General features: G+C 65.5%; 19 protein-coding genes. 13 read left to right on the forward strand and 6 right to left on the reverse strand.

Annotated elements, in window-relative coordinates; all coding sequences use genetic code 11:
- Positions 1–52: 52 nt before the first annotated feature.
- Both ACIQCN_RS14875 and ACIQCN_RS14880 read right to left on the reverse strand, forming a co-directional pair.
- Positions 53–703 carry an RES family NAD+ phosphorylase gene (locus tag ACIQCN_RS14875; protein ID WP_197023087.1) on the reverse strand — a complete coding sequence of 217 codons (651 nt, stop codon included), beginning with the start codon at positions 701–703 and terminating at the stop codon, positions 53–55.
- A gap of 30 nt (positions 704–733) precedes the next feature.
- Positions 734–1,060 carry a hypothetical protein gene (locus ACIQCN_RS14880; protein WP_400611639.1) on the reverse strand — a complete coding sequence of 109 codons (327 nt, stop codon included), beginning with the start codon at positions 1,058–1,060 and terminating at the stop codon, positions 734–736.
- Between the two features lie 612 nt (positions 1,061–1,672).
- Between ACIQCN_RS14880 and ACIQCN_RS14885 the strand changes: the two genes are divergently transcribed.
- The 4 genes from ACIQCN_RS14885 (at position 1,673) to ACIQCN_RS14900 (ending at position 4,509) form a co-directional block, all read left to right on the forward strand.
- Positions 1,673–2,254: a recombinase family protein gene (locus tag ACIQCN_RS14885; RefSeq protein ID WP_028264628.1), complete on the forward strand. Its 582-nt coding sequence runs from the start codon at positions 1,673–1,675 to the stop codon at positions 2,252–2,254.
- 414 nt (positions 2,255–2,668) lie between these two features.
- Complete coding sequence (locus ACIQCN_RS14890; RefSeq protein WP_126860308.1) at positions 2,669–3,283, forward strand: HAD family hydrolase; 615 nt, start codon at positions 2,669–2,671, stop codon at positions 3,281–3,283.
- Positions 3,284–3,458: 175 nt separating this feature from the next.
- The gene (locus tag ACIQCN_RS14895) at positions 3,459–3,998 is read left to right on the forward strand and encodes a chromate transporter (RefSeq protein WP_171245380.1); all 540 of its coding nucleotides are present in this window, start codon (positions 3,459–3,461) and stop codon (positions 3,996–3,998) included.
- Complete coding sequence (locus ACIQCN_RS14900; RefSeq protein ID WP_161972433.1) at positions 3,991–4,509, forward strand: chromate transporter; 519 nt, start codon at positions 3,991–3,993, stop codon at positions 4,507–4,509. Before ACIQCN_RS14895 ends, ACIQCN_RS14900 begins: the two co-directional genes overlap by 8 nt.
- Positions 4,510–4,700: 191 nt before the next feature.
- On the opposite strand, the gene ACIQCN_RS14905 is transcribed toward ACIQCN_RS14900, so the two are convergent.
- Positions 4,701–5,075 carry a helix-turn-helix transcriptional regulator gene (locus tag ACIQCN_RS14905; RefSeq protein ID WP_126860455.1) on the reverse strand — a complete coding sequence of 125 codons (375 nt, stop codon included), beginning with the start codon at positions 5,073–5,075 and terminating at the stop codon, positions 4,701–4,703.
- A gap of 99 nt (positions 5,076–5,174) precedes the next feature.
- Here ACIQCN_RS14905 and ACIQCN_RS14910 point away from each other — a divergent pair, with 99 nt between their 5' ends.
- From ACIQCN_RS14910 to ACIQCN_RS14930, 5 genes are all read left to right on the forward strand, one after another.
- A complete protein-coding gene (locus ACIQCN_RS14910; protein WP_126860456.1) occupies positions 5,175–5,420 on the forward strand; it encodes a hypothetical protein in 246 nt (81 codons plus the stop codon).
- Positions 5,421–5,469: 49 nt separating this feature from the next.
- The gene (locus tag ACIQCN_RS14915) at positions 5,470–7,434 is read left to right on the forward strand and encodes a heavy metal translocating P-type ATPase (RefSeq protein ID WP_400611643.1); all 1,965 of its coding nucleotides are present in this window, start codon (positions 5,470–5,472) and stop codon (positions 7,432–7,434) included.
- A 271-nt stretch (positions 7,435–7,705) separates the two neighbouring features.
- A complete protein-coding gene (locus tag ACIQCN_RS14920) occupies positions 7,706–7,963 on the forward strand; it encodes an antitoxin VbhA family protein (RefSeq protein ID WP_051208462.1) in 258 nt (85 codons plus the stop codon).
- A 107-nt stretch (positions 7,964–8,070) separates the two neighbouring features.
- Entirely contained in the window at positions 8,071–8,721 is a 651-nt protein-coding gene (locus ACIQCN_RS14925; RefSeq protein ID WP_400611645.1) for a Fic/DOC family protein, read from the forward strand.
- Positions 8,722–8,724: 3 nt separating this feature from the next.
- Positions 8,725–9,333 (forward strand): recombinase family protein, encoded by a 609-nt coding sequence (locus ACIQCN_RS14930; RefSeq protein ID WP_400611647.1) that lies wholly within the window; start codon positions 8,725–8,727, stop codon positions 9,331–9,333.
- A gap of 248 nt (positions 9,334–9,581) precedes the next feature.
- Here the strand turns inward: ACIQCN_RS14930 and ACIQCN_RS14935 are convergent, their stop codons facing one another.
- A complete protein-coding gene (locus ACIQCN_RS14935; RefSeq protein WP_171245384.1) occupies positions 9,582–9,920 on the reverse strand; it encodes a hypothetical protein in 339 nt (112 codons plus the stop codon).
- Positions 9,921–10,146: 226 nt separating this feature from the next.
- Between ACIQCN_RS14935 and mobC the strand changes: the two genes are divergently transcribed.
- The 4 genes from mobC (at position 10,147) to ACIQCN_RS14955 (ending at position 13,316) form a co-directional block, all read left to right on the forward strand.
- Positions 10,147–10,542, forward strand: a complete 396-nt coding sequence (gene mobC, locus ACIQCN_RS14940; RefSeq protein ID WP_364316527.1) for a plasmid mobilization relaxosome protein MobC — start codon at positions 10,147–10,149, stop codon at positions 10,540–10,542.
- A gap of 7 nt (positions 10,543–10,549) precedes the next feature.
- Entirely contained in the window at positions 10,550–12,148 is a 1,599-nt protein-coding gene (locus ACIQCN_RS14945; protein WP_400611650.1) for a relaxase/mobilization nuclease domain-containing protein, read from the forward strand.
- 9 nt (positions 12,149–12,157) lie between these two features.
- Positions 12,158–12,907: a hypothetical protein gene (locus ACIQCN_RS14950; protein WP_400611652.1), complete on the forward strand. Its 750-nt coding sequence runs from the start codon at positions 12,158–12,160 to the stop codon at positions 12,905–12,907.
- Between the two features lie 223 nt (positions 12,908–13,130).
- Positions 13,131–13,316, forward strand: a complete 186-nt coding sequence (locus ACIQCN_RS14955; RefSeq protein ID WP_400611654.1) for a hypothetical protein — start codon at positions 13,131–13,133, stop codon at positions 13,314–13,316.
- 63 nt (positions 13,317–13,379) lie between these two features.
- On the opposite strand, the gene ACIQCN_RS14960 is transcribed toward ACIQCN_RS14955, so the two are convergent.
- The gene (locus tag ACIQCN_RS14960; protein WP_400611656.1) at positions 13,380–13,814 is read right to left on the reverse strand and encodes a DUF4913 domain-containing protein; all 435 of its coding nucleotides are present in this window, start codon (positions 13,812–13,814) and stop codon (positions 13,380–13,382) included.
- Positions 13,811–15,580, reverse strand: a complete 1,770-nt coding sequence (locus tag ACIQCN_RS14965; RefSeq protein WP_400611658.1) for a type IV secretory system conjugative DNA transfer family protein — start codon at positions 15,578–15,580, stop codon at positions 13,811–13,813. Before ACIQCN_RS14965 ends, ACIQCN_RS14960 begins: the two co-directional genes overlap by 4 nt.
- Positions 15,581–15,737: the final 157 nt, after the last annotated feature.

Below are 15,737 nucleotides of genomic sequence, written 5' to 3' on the forward strand. Positions count from 1 at the left end.
TTTGATTCCGTGAGGTTTCGTTGAACGGTGGGTAAAAAGTGGAGTGACAGGCCTAGCGATGCAACGTCAGCGAGTACTCCTGGGCTATACGTTGCAGATCAGGATCATCATGCTCGATGGAGTGAGTAGCATAGGTTTCCACTTCAGTGCCATCGAAAATGGCCCAGCACTCGTAATCACCGAGCCTGGACACGTATCTGATCCCTGAATAAAGCGGCTCGCCGTCATCATCGGTCGCGGTATAGATGCGTCGCGCTATTTCTCTTGTAAGCAGACGATCCTTTCCCCTTATGTCATCCACGTCTATGGCATCAATGTCGAACCGTTCCAGGTCCGCACCCATTCGCCGGCTCATCCACGTGCGAGTATCCCGGTGCTCCACATCCACAAAGGGCAGAGGATCTATTAACTGGAGTTCATACTTACGCCTCTGCAGGCGCCAGTCACGGGCAATCGATCCAGCTGGCATATGATGCGGATCGGCCGAGAAGTTAAGACGCAACATCGCTGGACTAGGGCGTAATCTAGCCAGTGTCTCCGCAAAGCACCCCTCCGCATTGCTGGCGGCATAGAGGACACCGCCGCCAGGCACGTCGAACCGGTTGCCAGCTCTTCGACTCTCAGCTTGAAAGGGATCAATCCAAGAGAACCTCTGGTCATTGCCGGTGTATGAAACCCGCCACAGCGGTGCTGCAGGCGGCACGAGACGTGGTTCGACGGACCTGGCCAACTACTAACCGCCCATCAAGAATGCATCGGCGGCGGCAGCAACATCCCGGAACTCGTCCTGGCGCAATGCCTCCACCGGCGACACATCATCGAGCTGCGGGTTCATTCCCATGAACCAGGCTCGGATAGTCGCGGATGCATCCTTGACGGACAGCTTTACGAATATGGCGTATGTCTCGCGCATGCGGCGTTCGACCGCGATGGCCGGCCGCTGGGTCCCTGTTCGCCAGCGGTCTACTGTTTGGGGGCTAACCCCGGCGATTTCCGAGGTCAGAACCTTGCCAAGGTGATCCACGAGAAAGCCAATTATGTCTGGAAGGCTGTTCTCCACGGACTTACGGTGGGCTGTGGTTCGACTCGAAGTCACGATCTGACGATTGGGCGTCATGGCTTTCCCCATCCTTCTATATGCTCCTGCGCTGGTTAAACGCCAAAGGCTTGATATATGTTCCGATAGTGTTCCCGATAGGATGACGATACTGCACCGAGGGCAACTCGCCACGCATCCGAGCTCACGAGATTACCAACGTCACGTCATATTGCTCGCGAGGGACTGGCCGGTTCCCGACTCAGTCGGTAAGGACCGACATTTGCGGCGGCAGCTGATGCAGGTTGCAGTGGGAGAGTGCGGGGGCAATTTAGCACCAACTGGCTCACCTGCCTCTATGAGGGCCCGGTCTGCAGGGCGCAAGGCGGACTTAGCTTCCGTCCTGGCAGGATTCAGCGCCAAAGACTGCGGATTATCTAAAACGAAGGATTGCAAGAACAGCTTGAATCGAGAATCCAGGGGACAAAGGCTCATCGCAGTGGCGCGACGTCCTGCCCCGGAAAATTGGGGCGAGGAAGAAAAAGGAGCAGCCCGGGCCCCGGCTCTCACAAATAGTTCTCAAAACGGTACAGTCGAACTAAGACCCCGAACCGAGTTTTGAGAAGAGAACACCCTATGGCCACACACCGCATCGGCTACGCCCGGGTCTCCACCCGGGACCAGAACCTGGACCTGCAGGTCGAAGCCCTGAATAAGGCCGGATGCGACAAGATCTACAAAGACACCATCAGCGGCACCAAGTCCCAACGCCCCGGCCTCGACCAGGCTCTGGACAACCTGCGCCACGGTGACACCCTGGTGGTGTGGAAGCTGGACCGCCTGGGCCGGAGCGTGAAAGACCTCTTGGACTTCGCTGGCGGACTGAACGACCGCGGCATAGGATTCGTCAGCCTCACCGATGCCATCGACACCACAACGGCCTCCGGACGCTTCTTTTTCAACGTCATGGCATCCCTGGCCCAGATGGAACGGGAACTCATGGTCGAACGCACGCAGGCCGGCCTACAGGCCGCACGTCAACAAGGACGGGTCGGCGGCCGCAAACGCATCATGACAGATGCCAAGATCCGCTCAGCTCGCAAACTCCTCAAACAAGGAACACCGCCGCGGGAGGTCGCCGACACCCTAGGAGTCTCCGTACCCACCCTCTACCGATGGGTCCCGGCAACAGGAGCGACCCAGGCACCAAAGAAGTAGTTCCTGCAGGTTGGTGCAGGCGGCTTCCGAAAAGATGACTGTTGGTGCAGAGGACTATTGAGCAGAATGCAGTTTCGTGCAGGGCACTTCTGACATTTCAATATCCATACTCGTCTGCACAACCCCGGAATTCCGCGGGCGCTTGTGCAGTCGACTTGTGAAAACGACAGCGCCGCCCGGCCCTCCGGCGCGTGTAGCGGAATCGTTCGTTTGAGATACGCCGCTAACGCGCCGCGACCGGGCCCTGGGGCCCACGTCCTGGACCTCTACCGCGGCTCCTTGGAACGCGGAGCGCTGCCGATCGCGGGTTTGAAGGCGCGCGCCCCGTCGCTCGGCGAGTCGGGCCGGACGCCCCCCGAGTGAATCGCTCTTCCGTCCGTCATGGTCGTCAGAACCGGACCTAGGCTGCTTCGCATGACGCACCTGGTCTGGGACATGGACGGCACACTGCTCGACACCACGTCGGTGGTGCCTGACGCGTTCGTCGCGACGGTGCAAGAGCTGGGGGTTGCCGACGTCGACCGGGAAAAGGTCGTTGCGGCCTACTCCCTCGGCGTGCCGGAGGTGATGCTCGAGCACCTAGTCGGTCGGCCACTCAAGAACGGCGAGGTCGACGCTTACTACGACCGACTGCACGCCAGCACCGTTACGGCCTATGCCGGTGTGCTCGAGACCCTCGCGGCGCTGCGTGCGCGGGATCTGCGGACGGTCATCTTCACGGTCGCCAGCAGCCGTGCGGCGCGCATGCTGCTCGCCTCGGCCAGCATCGAGTACGACATCCTCATCGGTGGGGACCACGTGGCGTGGCCGAAGCCCGCCCCGGACGGCATCCTGGCCGCAGCGTCCCGGCTAGGAGTTGATGTAGCCGACATCGTGTACATCGGTGACGCGCCGACCGACTTGCGGACAGCCCGATCCGCCGGCGCACGCGGCGCAGCGGCGACCTGGGGCCACCTGTACCGGGCGGAGGAACCCGCCGACGCGCGGCTCGCTGCACCGATGGATGCGTTGGCCCTGCTCGAGACCTAGGAAGGGCGCTCCTGGTCATCGGCGTCACCTGACCGTGCCCGCCACTCAGCCCGCCCTACACCGGCGAAAGTCACAGCTTTGACCATCCGGTCGCAGGTAAGAACCGTCGACCGCAGGTAGGGAGTGCAGGGATGTGAGCGGCACAGACGCAACTACCCATCGTTCCCGCGTACCAATGTTGACTCTGTGGTGGGCGATGTTGCGCCTTGGTGCCGTCGCGTTCGGCGGGCTTGGCCCGACGCTGGCCTTGCTCGATCGCTCATTGGTCGCTAGACGGGGGTGGTTGACGTCGACCGATGTGCGGGACGCACTCACCTACACCAAGGCGCTTCCCGGCTCCACTGTCGTGCAGATTGTCACCTTCCTTGGCTGGCGGCTCGGTGGGGTGATGGGGGCACTAGTCGCTACCTTCGGGTTCCTCCTGCCTGCCGCAGTTCTGATGACGCTCGCAGCGGCCGGCGCCGCGGCACTGCCTGACGCGGCTTGGGTCGACGGAGCGCTGCTGGGTATGCAGGTCGCCGTTGTCGGTCTGCTCGGGCATTCGATGGTTGGGTTGTTGACCAAAGAGGCGCGCACGCTCGCCCTCGCCGCGGTCGCGGTGGCGGCGGCCGCCGGGGGGTTCTTCGTCAACCCTGCCATCGTCGTGGTGCTTGCCGGGCTGGTCGGGGTCATCGTCGACCGGGTGCGCCGATACCGGGGCGGCCACCGTGGTTGACCTGGTCGCCACGTTCCTTCTGATCGGTGCGCTGGCCTTCGGCGGTGGCCAGGCTGCGCTGCCACTGGTGGAGCGGCTCACGGTCGGGGTGCACGGTTGGCTGAGCCCGGGTGAGTTCGCGACAGCGGTCGGGCTTTCCTACGCAACTCCCGGTCCGGTGCTGATCATCGCTGCCTTCGTCGGATACGTGACCGCTGGGGTGGGCGGTGCGGCGGTCGCCACCGCTGCCGTGTTCGCTCTCCCGGTGCTCGCGGCGATCGGTGCTGCCAGCGCAGTGAATCGGTTGTCGCAGACGTGGTGGCTGCCTGCCTTCGGGCGCTATGCGGGTGCGGGCGCGATCGGTCTGCTCGTCGTCACGCTGACGTCACTCGCCCGCCCTGTCGCCGACATCAACCCGGGCCTTCTTGTCGGTTCCTTGTTCGTAGGGCTTGCCGCCCGCCGGGTACACCCACTGCTGCTCCTTGCTGGGGCTATCACCGCCGGGGCGATTACGGCTTCCCTTCTGAACTAATCGCCTTGCGGGCCTGGACCCAACCAGGCAAGCCGTGAATGTCGCGGGTGGGGCCGATCAATTGCCAACCAGAACCAGCCCGAGCAGGGTTCCGGTGAGACTGACCGCGGCCATCGCGCCAGTATGAACAAGGGCGAGGAGCACGGTCGGTGGCTCCACGTATCAAGGCGGGGGCTGCGCGTTAGGTCCGGTCACGCCGACTGAGGAGCAGCGAGGTCGCCGCTGAACAGGGTGCGCAGGGCGCCCATTGCTTCCGAGCGGGCCTTGTAGTAGACCCACACGCCGCGCTTATCCCGGTCGACCAGGCCTGCGTCGTGCAAAACCTTCAGGTGGTGGCTGAGGGTCGACGGGGCCAGGTCGAAGCCCTCGGTCAGGTCGCACATCGCGCACGCCTCGCCGCCCTCGTGGGACAGGATCATCGACATCAGCCTCAGCCGAACCGGGTCGGCGAGCGCCTTGAGCATGCGGGAGACGCCCTCGGCCTGCTCGGGGCTGATCGGCTCGCGCGCTAGCGGCGTGCAGTACCTCAGGGCCGCGTTCCGGGTGGGCAGCAAGGACATCGACATGCGTACATGTTGACATGTATCGAAGTCTGTGGCAATATTGTCGCTGAAGACTTCGATGACAGTCGAAGTCTGGAGGCTTCCCGACCAGGAGATGTACCGATGACCGTTCCCGCCCAGTTCTTCCGTTCGAAGTACCGCGCCATCGAGGGCGGTTGCGTGTCCTGCTCCGGGGACCTTGCGACCCTCGAGGCCCTGCCCGGGGTCAAAGAGGTGGACGCCCTGGCCTCCGGTCTGGTCCTCGTGACCCACGACGGCACCGTGAGCGATGACGCCGTGGTCCAGGCGGCCCAGAAGGTCGGGCTGCCGCTCGCCCCTGCCGGCCCCGCCCGCCCGGTACGCGTCTGACGCTCCACCACTGCACCCAGCAAACCGATGAAGAGAAGGTAAGAACAAGATGAGTGCTAGAGCGACGACGTCGCCACAGGTAGCAGCTCCGGTCGTGGTGCGGGCGGCCCGGCGCCGGTGGTGGCAGAACCCCGAGATGGTCACCCTGGCCGTCGCCGCAGTGCTGCTGGTGACCGGGCTGGTGGTGGAGTGGACCATCCACTCCGAACCGGTAGCCCTGGCCCTGTTCTGGGCCGCGATCCTCATCGGCGGCGTCTACCCGCTGCGCAGCGCGATCCGGGCGGTGCGCAACAAGCGGCTGACGATCACCGTGCTGCTCGTGGTGGCGGCTATCGGCGCCATCGCGCTTGGGGTGATCGAGGAGGCGGCAGCGCTCGTCGTCATCTTCAGCCTCGTTGAGGCGATGGAGGCATACGCCACCGACAAGGCCCGCGGGTCTATTAGCGCCCTGATGGAGCTCACGCCCCCGACCGCCACCCGCCTCCTGCCCGGTGACCAGACGCAGACCGTGGCGGTGGAGGAGCTCCACCCCGGTGACGTCGTCATGGTGCGCCCCGGTGAGCGTCTGCCCACCGACGGGATTGTGGTTGACGGTGCCTCGTGGGTGGACGCCAGCCCGGTGACCGGGGAGTCGGTACCGGTCGAGGCCACCGCGGGCACCGAGGTCTTCGGCGGCAGCCTGAACGGCAACGGGGTGCTCCGGGTGAAGGTCACCAAGGAGTATTACGACACCGTCCTGGCCCGCGTGATCGAGCAGGTCGAAGAGGCACAGGCCAACCGCAGCGGCGCCGAGCGGTTCGCGGACAAGTTCAGTGCCATCTACACCCCGGCGATGTTCGCCCTGGCCATCGTCGTAGCCCTGGTCATGCCGCTGCTCGGCTTCGAGTGGCGCGAAGCGATCTACCGGGCGCTGGTCATCCTCGTGGTCTCGTGCTCGTGCGCCCTGGTCATCTCCGTGCCCGTCAGCGTGGTCACCGCCATCGCCCGCGGCGCCAAGGACGGCATCCTGATCAAGGGCGGGATCTACCTCGAGCGCCTCGCGGACATCAAGGCCGTCGCCTTCGACAAGACCGGCACCCTCACCCGCGGCCGGCCCACTCTCGCTCAAGTGACGCCCCTCGACGGGATCAGCGAGGACGAGGCTCTGACCCTTGCGGCGGCGGTCGAGACCGGTAGCGAGCACCCCATCGCGACCGCGATCGTGGCCGGTGCCCGCGACCGCGGGTTGACCATCCCGGCCGTCCAGGATGCACGCGCCCTGCCAGGAGCCGGCATGGAAGCCACCCTCGACGGTCGCACCCTGCACATCGGCCGGCCCACCGACGAGGACCGGACTGACGGCACCGCAGGCCCGGCGCTGGCGCACGCCGAGGCGGAAGGATGCACGGCCGTGGTTCTTCGCGACGACACCCGACCCTTGGCCGTCGTGGCGGTGGCCGACCAGCTGCGCCCCGACGCCGAAAGCACCCTTACCGAGCTGCGCGACCTCGGAGTCGAGCGGGTCCTGATGCTCACCGGCGACAACGCCACCGTCGCCAGATCCACCGCGCAGGCCCTGGGGCTAGACGACTACCGCGCCGAGTTGCTCCCCGAGGACAAATCCGCCGCAATCCGTGAGCTGCGCGAGAAACACGGCGTGATCGCGATGGTCGGCGACGGCGTCAACGACGCCCCCGCCCTGGCCAACGCCGACCTCGCCATCGCCATGGGTGCCGCCAGCACCGACGTCGCCCTAGAGACCGCCGATGTCGCCCTCATGGCCGACGAGCTCGACCGGCTCCCGGCCGCCATCCGACTCTCGCGCCGCGCTCGGAACAACATCAAGATCAACATCGTCCTGAGCCTGACCGTCGTGGCCGTCCTGATCGTCGCCGCCCTCGCCGGCTGGATGTCCCTGACCACCGGCCTGCTCCTCAACGAGGGCAGCGCGGCGCTGATCATCCTCAACGGCCTGCGCATGCTCCGCCCCGGCCGCGGCGAGACCCGACGCGCCCGAACCTCGGTATCTGTCTAATCTCCGGGCCGAAACCAGTCTTGTAGACCAGTTTCGCACCATCACCAACAACGTCATAGCGCACCGTCATCATCGTCATCACCACCCGACGCGGCCGCCACAGAGTGCCACCAGAACACCGCCATATAGAGGCGAAAGCCACACCCGCCAGGACGCGGGCCGCTCTCGACCGGAACCCGCGACCGAAACCAAGTTCGACCGAAACACCGCTAGACCGTTATCGGTCGGACCGGTAGAATGGGCACTGACCGATCCACAGAGGAGGACGTCAATGACCCAGGCAGCGCGAATCACGTCGCCGTCGACGACCGAGGCGGAGCGGGCTCGCCAGGTCGAGGAGGCCGTGCACAGCGTGCGGATGGAAGGCCTCGCCCTCTCGCCGGCCGCCGCGGCCGACGCGGCCGAGTACGTCTCCGGGCGGATCACCCTCGATGAGTACGGCCGCCGAACCCGTGCCCGCTACGGCGTGCCTGAGGACGAGCGGGGGAGTGCAGCCCCGGCCCGCAAGACGGCCACGCGACGCGGGTGATGAGCGAGAGCGTCGACCCGTACACCGACCCCGAGACGGGCATCCTTCGCAACCGGATCGGTGCCCGCACCCAAGCCGCCCTCGACCAGGCTGAGGGCGACTTGTCCGTGCATCGTCTCGTCGAGCTGGCCGACCGCTACCCGGTGGCCCCGTCCGGGGACCTCGACGAGCTGCGCGGCATCCACCGACACCTGTTCCAAGACCTCTACGAGTGGGCGGGCAGGACCCGGACCGTCGACATACGCAAGCCCGACGGGCAGCCGTTCCTTCCCGCGTCCCGGATCGAGGTTGGCACCCGGTTCGTGTTCGAAGAGCTGCGGGCCGACAACCAGCTGCGCAGCATGAGCCGGCCGACGTTCATCGAGCGCCTGGCGCACCACTACGACGCGCTCAACTACGCCCACCCGTTCCGTGAGGGCAACGGCCGCGCGCAGCGCGTGTTCTGGTCTCGGGTGGCCCGTGATGCCGGGTGGCACCTGGACTGGCGGCGAGTCTCGGCCGAACGCAACAACGAGGCATCCCGCGCCGCGACGGAACGCTCAGACCTTCGGCCGCTGCGCGAGATGTTCGACGCGATCACCACAGCGCGACGACCCAGGGAGAGAGGCACCCCTCGGGCTGCTCTGGACGCCGCCCGCCTCGCGTTCGGCGCGCCCGCGACCGAGGCAACCAGGACCACTCCCACCACATTCGAGGCAGGGACGCGCAGGCTGCCGCCGGGGCGCATGAGCGACCGGTCACCAGGGATCGGAGACTGACTAATGAGCACCCTCGTCGGCTACGCACGAGTGAGCACCCACGAGCAGGACACCGCCACCCAGGAGCGCGCGCTGCGCGCGGCCGGAGCGGTCCGCGTGTTCGTCGATCACGCCACCTCCTCGCGGCGAGCTGACCGGCCGCAGTGGCTCGCCTGCCTGGACTACCTACGACCGGGGGACACGTTGCTTGTGTGGCGGCTCGACCGGCTCGCCGGCACGCAGACACTCGCGATCGAGACGATCAACGACCTGCACGAGCGAGGCGTGCAGATCAAGAGCTTGACCGAGCCGGATATCGACACCACAACGCCGATGGGCCGCGCCCTGTTCGGGATCGTCGCGGTGTTCGCTCAGTTGCGTGTCGACACGATCCGGGAGAACACCAGGGCAGGTTTGGCGCGTGCTCGTGCTGAGGGGCGGGTCGGTGGCCGGCCCACTGTGATGACGCCCGCTCGGGTACGTGAGGCGGTGCGGATGCGTGCTGATGGACAGAGCCTTGACGCGATCGCTGAGACGTTGGGTGTGGGCCGCTCGTCGGTCTCACGTGCACTCGACCGGTTGGACGACCACGCCGCCGAGACGGCCCCGGTCGGCACCCGCGCCGGGTCGTGAGCGTCACCAGCTCGGCCGTGCACTGCGCCCGGGTGTTGGGCTAGGCCATTCCTTCCCCCTGACCCGATAAAGGCCCAAAATACGACGGCCCGCCAGCCTGTCAACCCGGAGGGCTCGGAGGAGCAAAGTCTCGGCGCGAAATAAGCGGAGGGAGGAACGACCGGAGCGCGTGCCGAGAGTTTGCGGGGGAGAGGCCCACGTAGTGGGCTTGACAGGCTGGCGGCCGTCGTAACGATGGCGGCCGAGGGTCAGGTGGCAGGAGAACCGTCCGCCGCGTCAGCGGCCGCCGGTTGCGACCTGTTCGCGGCTTCGGACGGCGAGGACTTGCGCGCCGCCGGACGGCGGCGCACCCGCTGCTTCTTGTCGGGTTCATCGAGGCCAAGCTTGCGCAGCTCATCGGCTGACCAGCCATCAGAGAGGGCGGCGCGGTACGCCTTGACGTCGGCTGCCTCAGCTGCCGCAAGCTGCTCGCGCAGCTCGTCGAGTGACTGCCGCGCGGTGACCAGTTCGCGCACGGAGTTGATGCGGCTGTCCAGCAGCTTGCGTGCCTTGGTTTCAGTGGTTTGTGCGTCCAGTGTTGATGCCATGCCGCCAGCGTATCGCGCCCCTGTGGGCACCACGGCGTACCCGCTGGCGCGGGTCGGGCCGTCGCGTTGCTCGGCCAACCGTTCGGAGTCCGTGACAGAGCAAGCTGGTAACTTAGCACGGCTAATTTGCTCGATCCTCGACTTGTCGTCTTGGATACGGCACACTTGGCAGTGTGACCCCGGGTTCCCGGGGTCGCTGCGCTGGCAAATTCGAAGGGCGGGATAAATGACTGAAGGCAACGGCTTCGCCGGTTGGAAGTCCCGCCGTCGGCGCGCGAATGTCGAGGGCGGCCGGATGCACCGTCACGAGGTCAAGGTCAGCCCGGAGGAAGAAGCCAAGCTCCTCGCCCTGGCAGAGAAGCACCGCGTGACCATCCCGCGGCTTTTGATCGAGGCAGCGCTCAGTGAGGGCACAGAGAATCCGTCCGAGCGGCGGGACCAGTTCATGCAGCTATCTCAGCTGCAGCGGCTCGTTGGGACCGTGGCAAACAACATCAACCAAATCGCGCGCCACGCGAATGCGACGGGGGAAGTCCCTGCAGAAGCTGCCGCTTCCATCGCCCATGCACGCTCCGTGATCATCCGGATTGACCGTCAGCTCGCCGAGATGGCCGGGCGGTAATTGCTCCATGATTCCCAACATCACCCAGGGCGACCGCATGGCGGGTCTGATGATCTACCTCGCCGGACCGGGGCGCGCAAACGAGCACGAAGAACCGCACCTTGTTGCCGGTGATTCGGCGCTCATGGCCTGGCACGACGACAACGAGCTGAACCGCGATGCTGCCCTTGATATCGCCAACGCGCTCGACCGAGCTAAGCAGTTCTTCGAAACCGAAGTAGACGGTGGACACGTCTTCCACTGCTCGCTGAGTCTGGCAGCCGAAGAAGGCCAGCTCAGCGACGAGCGTTGGCGCGCGATCGCGGACGACTTCATGAAGGAAATGGACTTCACCGAGGACGGAGGGAAGGCCCCCGCCCGCTGGGTTGCAGTCCGTCACGGGCTGAGCAAGAACGGCAACGACCACATCCACATCGTTGCGTCCATGGTCCGGGACGACGGCACTAAATGGAACGCCTGGAAGAGCAAGTACAAGGCCCAGCAGGCTGCCCGGACCCTGGAAAAGAAGTACGGGCTAAACGCTCTCGGGACCATACGCGCCGAGCGCGGATTCACCCCGGCTGAACAGTCCAGGGCCATTCGCCAGGGACTGCCGGAGGTCGAGCGCCACAGCCTCGCCCGCAAGGTGCGCGTGTGCGCAGCGGCATCGACAGATGAGGCGGAGTTTGTCCGGCGGGCACGCCAGGAAGGCATGCTTGTCCGCCCCCGCTATGCGGCCGGCCGCACCGACGTCGTAACGGGCTACTCCGTGGCTGAACGACCTCAAAAGGGTGAACGCGCCGTGTGGTTCGGCGGCAACTCGCTGGGACGTGACCTGGCCCTGCCCAAGCTCCGGTCAGCGTGGGAGAGTACCCCGGAGTCAGCTACTGCTGCCGTCGCTGAATGGAACGCTGCCGCGCGCAACCGCCGGCCAGTGCGACCCGGCCGTGAAACCCTGCAGCCATCTGCTGAGCTGTGGAGCAAGTACGCCAATGACGTCAGTTCCCTCCGGGAGAAACTGGCTACCACCCCGCACGACGATCATGTCGCCTGGGCGCAGGCAGCCCGCGAGACTTCGGCTGCCTTCGGGGCATGGTCCAAGCGGATCGAACCCACGCCGGGACCGCTGGCAGATGCCGCCAGAGAGCTTGCCAAGTCCGCTCAGCTGCGTCGTTACCCGGCACGCCCCGCAGTGTCCTTGCCGTCGGCGCGCGGGGCAACCATGATCATCCTGGCCGCGACGTCCAAGAGCGACCGTGCCGCATACGCGCTTATGTTCAGGCAGCTCGCCCAGACGGCCCGGGCCATCCACGACATGCACAAGGCCACCGACGATCTGCGCCGGGTCCGAGGACTGTCCGCAGCCGTCCAAGCGGCCAGCAAAGCAGTCGAAGCCAGCGCCACCGCGCACACACTCAGGGCACAGCCGATGTCGATGGAGACACTGCGCCAACAGCACCCGGAAGCGTCCGAAGAAACCCTCAAAGCGAGGCTCCTGGTCGAACGTTCGCGAGGCGGCTCACCGCTGCCTCCCGTTCTGACCCGACCGGACCAAGCCCAACTGCAGGAAGCGCAGTCGCGGACCGAAGAGACCCACCGGCAGAACAGTCCAGGCATCGAGCGATAGGGGAAGAGCATGAGCGAATCAGACGGAATCGAAGAGGCAGCGGACGGCGCGATGCGTACCGGCCTGATGGTTGCAGCCCGCATCGGCGAACAGCTTTCCAGAATGCGCGAAGAGCAGCTGCGCAACATCGCCACAGCCGAGGAACTTCATGCCCGGGAGCTGCAGGAACGTTTCGACGCCCAGCGGGCTGCCGCCCGGGCGCAGCTGGCGCCGGTCTCCCGCGGGGACTGGTGGGACAAAGCCACCCCGGAAATGATCGAACGGGTACACGAGACGGCCACGGCATGGAAAGCCTATGACCCCGAAGCTGCCCAGGCCGCCGAGAAAATCAGTGAAGAGGTCCAGAACCGTTACGGCATCGACGTGAACAACCCAGGTGCGGACGAGGCGTCCGTGTCCGAGGCCCTTACCCGGGCACAGCAAGCCCGGTCCGAAGCCGACAGTGAACGGACCAAAGCGTCGGCCGCGCGCACCGATGAGGTCGTGGCCGGCGCAGCTGTCGCCGGCGCCAACCGGCAGGACCGAGCCAACAGCAGCGAACCGGCGTGGGATACCGCAGAACGACGCCAACAGCTGGCCGAAAGCTTGGACGGCAAAGGTGACCGCGAAGCCGTAAACTCTCGGCTCCTTGCGGACAAGCACCAAGGCACCCACCCCTCGGCCGCCGTCGCCCAGAAACCATCGTTGGGCAAGACATCAAAGATGGCCAAGCAAGGTGGCAAGGGCCGAACGCTGGAACGCGGAGGACTCGAACGCTGAAACCGGATGTAGCAAAAAGGAGGACCGCCACGGCGGTCCTCCTTTTTGTTTTGCCGCATCTGCGCGTCGTGAGCTTCAGCCGCACACAGTCAGATTGGACCGGCTCGCATGGCCGGCCACTCACCGGGTGGGCACTTTTGGATCCGCGCCGCACACCTGGTGAGTGAGGGAGAGTCCTGCGGGACCGAACTCAGCACGAAATACCCACACCGAAAGGCTAATCATGACCCTCCTCGCCCTGGGCTTCATCGCCCTTGGAATCTGGCTGTTCGACGCTCTCTGCCCGAAGATCCAGGTGTCCGGTTCGCCGTATAACTGGCCCAGGCCGCTCCAAATCCTGACGGTGATCTCGGCCGCCCTCGTGATCGGAGGGATGATCACCGTGGGCGTCTTCCCTGTGATCGGCTGATCGCGGTTAAACGTGTGGCTCCCCCCGAAACTCGGAGGGAGCCACACGGCCTTCGAAACTGGTTCAGTCGAATATTCCGCGTTCGGGTACAGCATGAGGCAGTGCCGTCTTGTCGGCGCTGCGGGCAACATGGCGGTTGTCGTGGGCGCACTTCTTGAAGGGGCCCTTGGTGTCCATGAGGACACGCATATGGGGGTCTGCGTGGTTTAGCCACCAGCTGCTCATCCCCAGCGCCGGCTCCAGGCGGAGGTGTTCCCAGGACCGCCACATGGCTTCCATCCGGATCAAAGCCTCGGGGTGTTTGTACCACTCCGGGCACCACGCCAGCTCGGCACCCTCGTTGACGTCGCGGACGTAGGACGGCGCCAGCAGCTCGGCGAAGAACTCAATGGCGTTGTCATAGACCAACTCTGCGGCGGCCTCTCCATGGGAGTGTTTCGGCTCTGCAGTATGCGCTTCTTCATCGGCAAAGGCGTCCCCTCCGAAGTCTTCGCTCATTTCCTGGCCCCGTCGGTCCAGGGGTTGTGCGCCGGAACCGTCACCGGTTCTTGCGGCTGCTGCTTCGGAGCGGCGAGGGAGTCCTTGACCTTCTGCGCATGGGGGCCGTTCATCCATGGAATGGTTTCGATCATCGTTGCCGGGGCCCCGGAGGCGAGCAGGATGGCCCGGAACCTGGGCAGTGCCGTCAGGTCGGCCACGGACAGGATCTCGTCTTTGTTCTCCTGCCGGGAGGACGAGGATCCATGCTTGCTGTGGCTGCGGGAGACATTGATGTAGCTGTACTGGCCAATCAGCCGCGAGAGTTCATCGAGGTAGGCGACTTCGGAGACGCCGCCGCCGTAGATTTTCACGTTCGATGCGGACCAGAGTTTCCGCATGCCTTCCAAGGACCAGACCTCCACGCCCTGGGACCAGGACTGCAGGATGGTCATGAGGATGATCCCGCGGGAGCCGTAGTGGCTGTACTGGTCGGGCAGGGCCTTCCAGCGGCAGACGTTTGCAGCTTCATCGAGGATCCCCAGCAGCGGGGTGGCGAGACGGCCGCCGGGCTGGGAGGTGGCGTATTTTTCGGCTGCTTCCACCACGGCAACGGTCAGGGCGGTGACGAGAGGGCCGGCGGTGCCGACACCTTCACGGGAGAGGCTGTAGAGCGTGCCTGTGCCGCGGACGAAGTCCTCGGGGACGAACTGCGGTCGCGGGTCCGTGTCCACTGTCGTGCCGCGCTGGGGCGTGACCCATTGGCTGACCTCGCGGTCGGTCAGGCAGGAAACCATTTGCCGGGCGGTGCCGTAGACGCCGGCACGCTGCTTTTCCGGTTCGCGGATGTGGCCCATCACCATGTCCGCGAGCAGGTCGTAGCCGGCGTTCCTGAGCAGTTCTGCGGGAGCCTCGTCGTGGGGGCGGGTCAGCCAGGTGTACACCTGTGTGACCGGAGCGGAGCCGAGGGAGGCGGCCAACAGAAAGGCTTTGAGCAGGTTCTGCCCTGCCGGGTCGAAGTAGGCATCGGGTTTGGACCCGGGTTCCCGGGAACCGTTGGCGAAGTGCTGCGCCATGTTTCCGGCCGTGGCTTCGTTCTTCACGTAGGACAGCGGGTTCCACCACCAGGTGGGCTCTTCCTCCGCGACGGCCTGCGGGTCAAAGACCCACACGTCACCGGCCTCAGAACGGATCGGCCGCGTCACGTCCACAATGTCGCGCTTATTCGATGTCGCGATCACCGCGCCGGGTGCATCGAGGATTGCCGGGACGGCATAGGAGGTGGTCTTCATCGTCCGAGGTCCGGCAATGAGGATCAGCATGTCCTCCCACGAGGCCCACAGCGGCCGCTTCCCGGCAACGCTGCGGCCAAGCCGCACCCCTGTCGAGTTCTCCACGCCCAGGCGCACCGCCGTGGCCGTGGCCCCTTTGGTGCCGAGATGATCGAGGTCTTTACCCCGGCCCATGTGGACGGCGGCCTTATCCACCCGGGTGCGTTTGTGCGCTGTCCGGGAGCGGATCACCAGCACCGTGACCGTCAGGGCAAGCAATACTCCCAACAGCACGCAGGCGACAATGGTGGATTGGACCGGCCAGGGCACCCGGCCCTTGGCAAGACCGGCCACCAGGTCAATTGGGTGGGCCGGTGGGGCAGCCAGGCCGGCCATCCAGGAGCCGAGATGTGCCGAGACCCAGCTGCCGCCCCCAATGACGACAGCTGCGCCGATGGCCACCCAGATCCCCAGCCCGTCGCCGAGCCCAGTGCCTTTACGGTTCGGAGCACTCATGCTGCACCTTCTGCCTGGATTGGAGCGCCTGCTTCCAGCAGCGATTCTGCCGGAGCGTGCCAGCGCTTGTTGGTGTCGTTCAGGGAGGCCTCGATGGAAGTCAGACCGATCTGGACGGGAATGCCGGGGCGGCCGCCGACCTTGATCAGGAATTTCC

This window comes from Pseudarthrobacter sp. NPDC092424 (assembly GCF_044754925.1).
In the GTDB taxonomy this organism is placed as follows: domain Bacteria; phylum Actinomycetota; class Actinomycetes; order Actinomycetales; family Micrococcaceae; genus Arthrobacter.

Bases quoted from the DNA above. Each gene is read 5' to 3' on its own strand.
- ACIQCN_RS14885 (WP_028264628.1), top strand. From the start codon at position 1,673: ATGGCCACACACCGCATCGGCTACGCCCGGGTCTCCACCCGGGACCAG.
- ACIQCN_RS14890 (WP_126860308.1), top strand. From the start codon at position 2,669: ATGACGCACCTGGTCTGGGACATGGACGGCACACTGCTCGACACCACG.
- ACIQCN_RS14895 (WP_171245380.1), top strand. From the start codon at position 3,459: ATGTTGACTCTGTGGTGGGCGATGTTGCGCCTTGGTGCCGTCGCGTTC.
- ACIQCN_RS14905 (WP_126860455.1), bottom strand. From the start codon at position 5,075: ATGTCGATGTCCTTGCTGCCCACCCGGAACGCGGCCCTGAGGTACTGC.
- ACIQCN_RS14910 (WP_126860456.1), top strand. From the start codon at position 5,175: ATGACCGTTCCCGCCCAGTTCTTCCGTTCGAAGTACCGCGCCATCGAG.
- ACIQCN_RS14915 (WP_400611643.1), top strand. From the start codon at position 5,470: ATGAGTGCTAGAGCGACGACGTCGCCACAGGTAGCAGCTCCGGTCGTG.
- ACIQCN_RS14920 (WP_051208462.1), top strand. From the start codon at position 7,706: ATGACCCAGGCAGCGCGAATCACGTCGCCGTCGACGACCGAGGCGGAG.
- ACIQCN_RS14930 (WP_400611647.1), top strand. From the start codon at position 8,725: ATGAGCACCCTCGTCGGCTACGCACGAGTGAGCACCCACGAGCAGGAC.
- ACIQCN_RS14935 (WP_171245384.1), bottom strand. From the start codon at position 9,920: ATGGCATCAACACTGGACGCACAAACCACTGAAACCAAGGCACGCAAG.
- mobC (WP_364316527.1), top strand. From the start codon at position 10,147: ATGACTGAAGGCAACGGCTTCGCCGGTTGGAAGTCCCGCCGTCGGCGC.
- ACIQCN_RS14945 (WP_400611650.1), top strand. From the start codon at position 10,550: ATGATTCCCAACATCACCCAGGGCGACCGCATGGCGGGTCTGATGATC.
- ACIQCN_RS14950 (WP_400611652.1), top strand. From the start codon at position 12,158: ATGAGCGAATCAGACGGAATCGAAGAGGCAGCGGACGGCGCGATGCGT.
- ACIQCN_RS14955 (WP_400611654.1), top strand. From the start codon at position 13,131: ATGACCCTCCTCGCCCTGGGCTTCATCGCCCTTGGAATCTGGCTGTTC.
- ACIQCN_RS14960 (WP_400611656.1), bottom strand. From the start codon at position 13,814: ATGAGCGAAGACTTCGGAGGGGACGCCTTTGCCGATGAAGAAGCGCAT.
- ACIQCN_RS14965 (WP_400611658.1), bottom strand. From the start codon at position 15,580: ATGAGTGCTCCGAACCGTAAAGGCACTGGGCTCGGCGACGGGCTGGGG.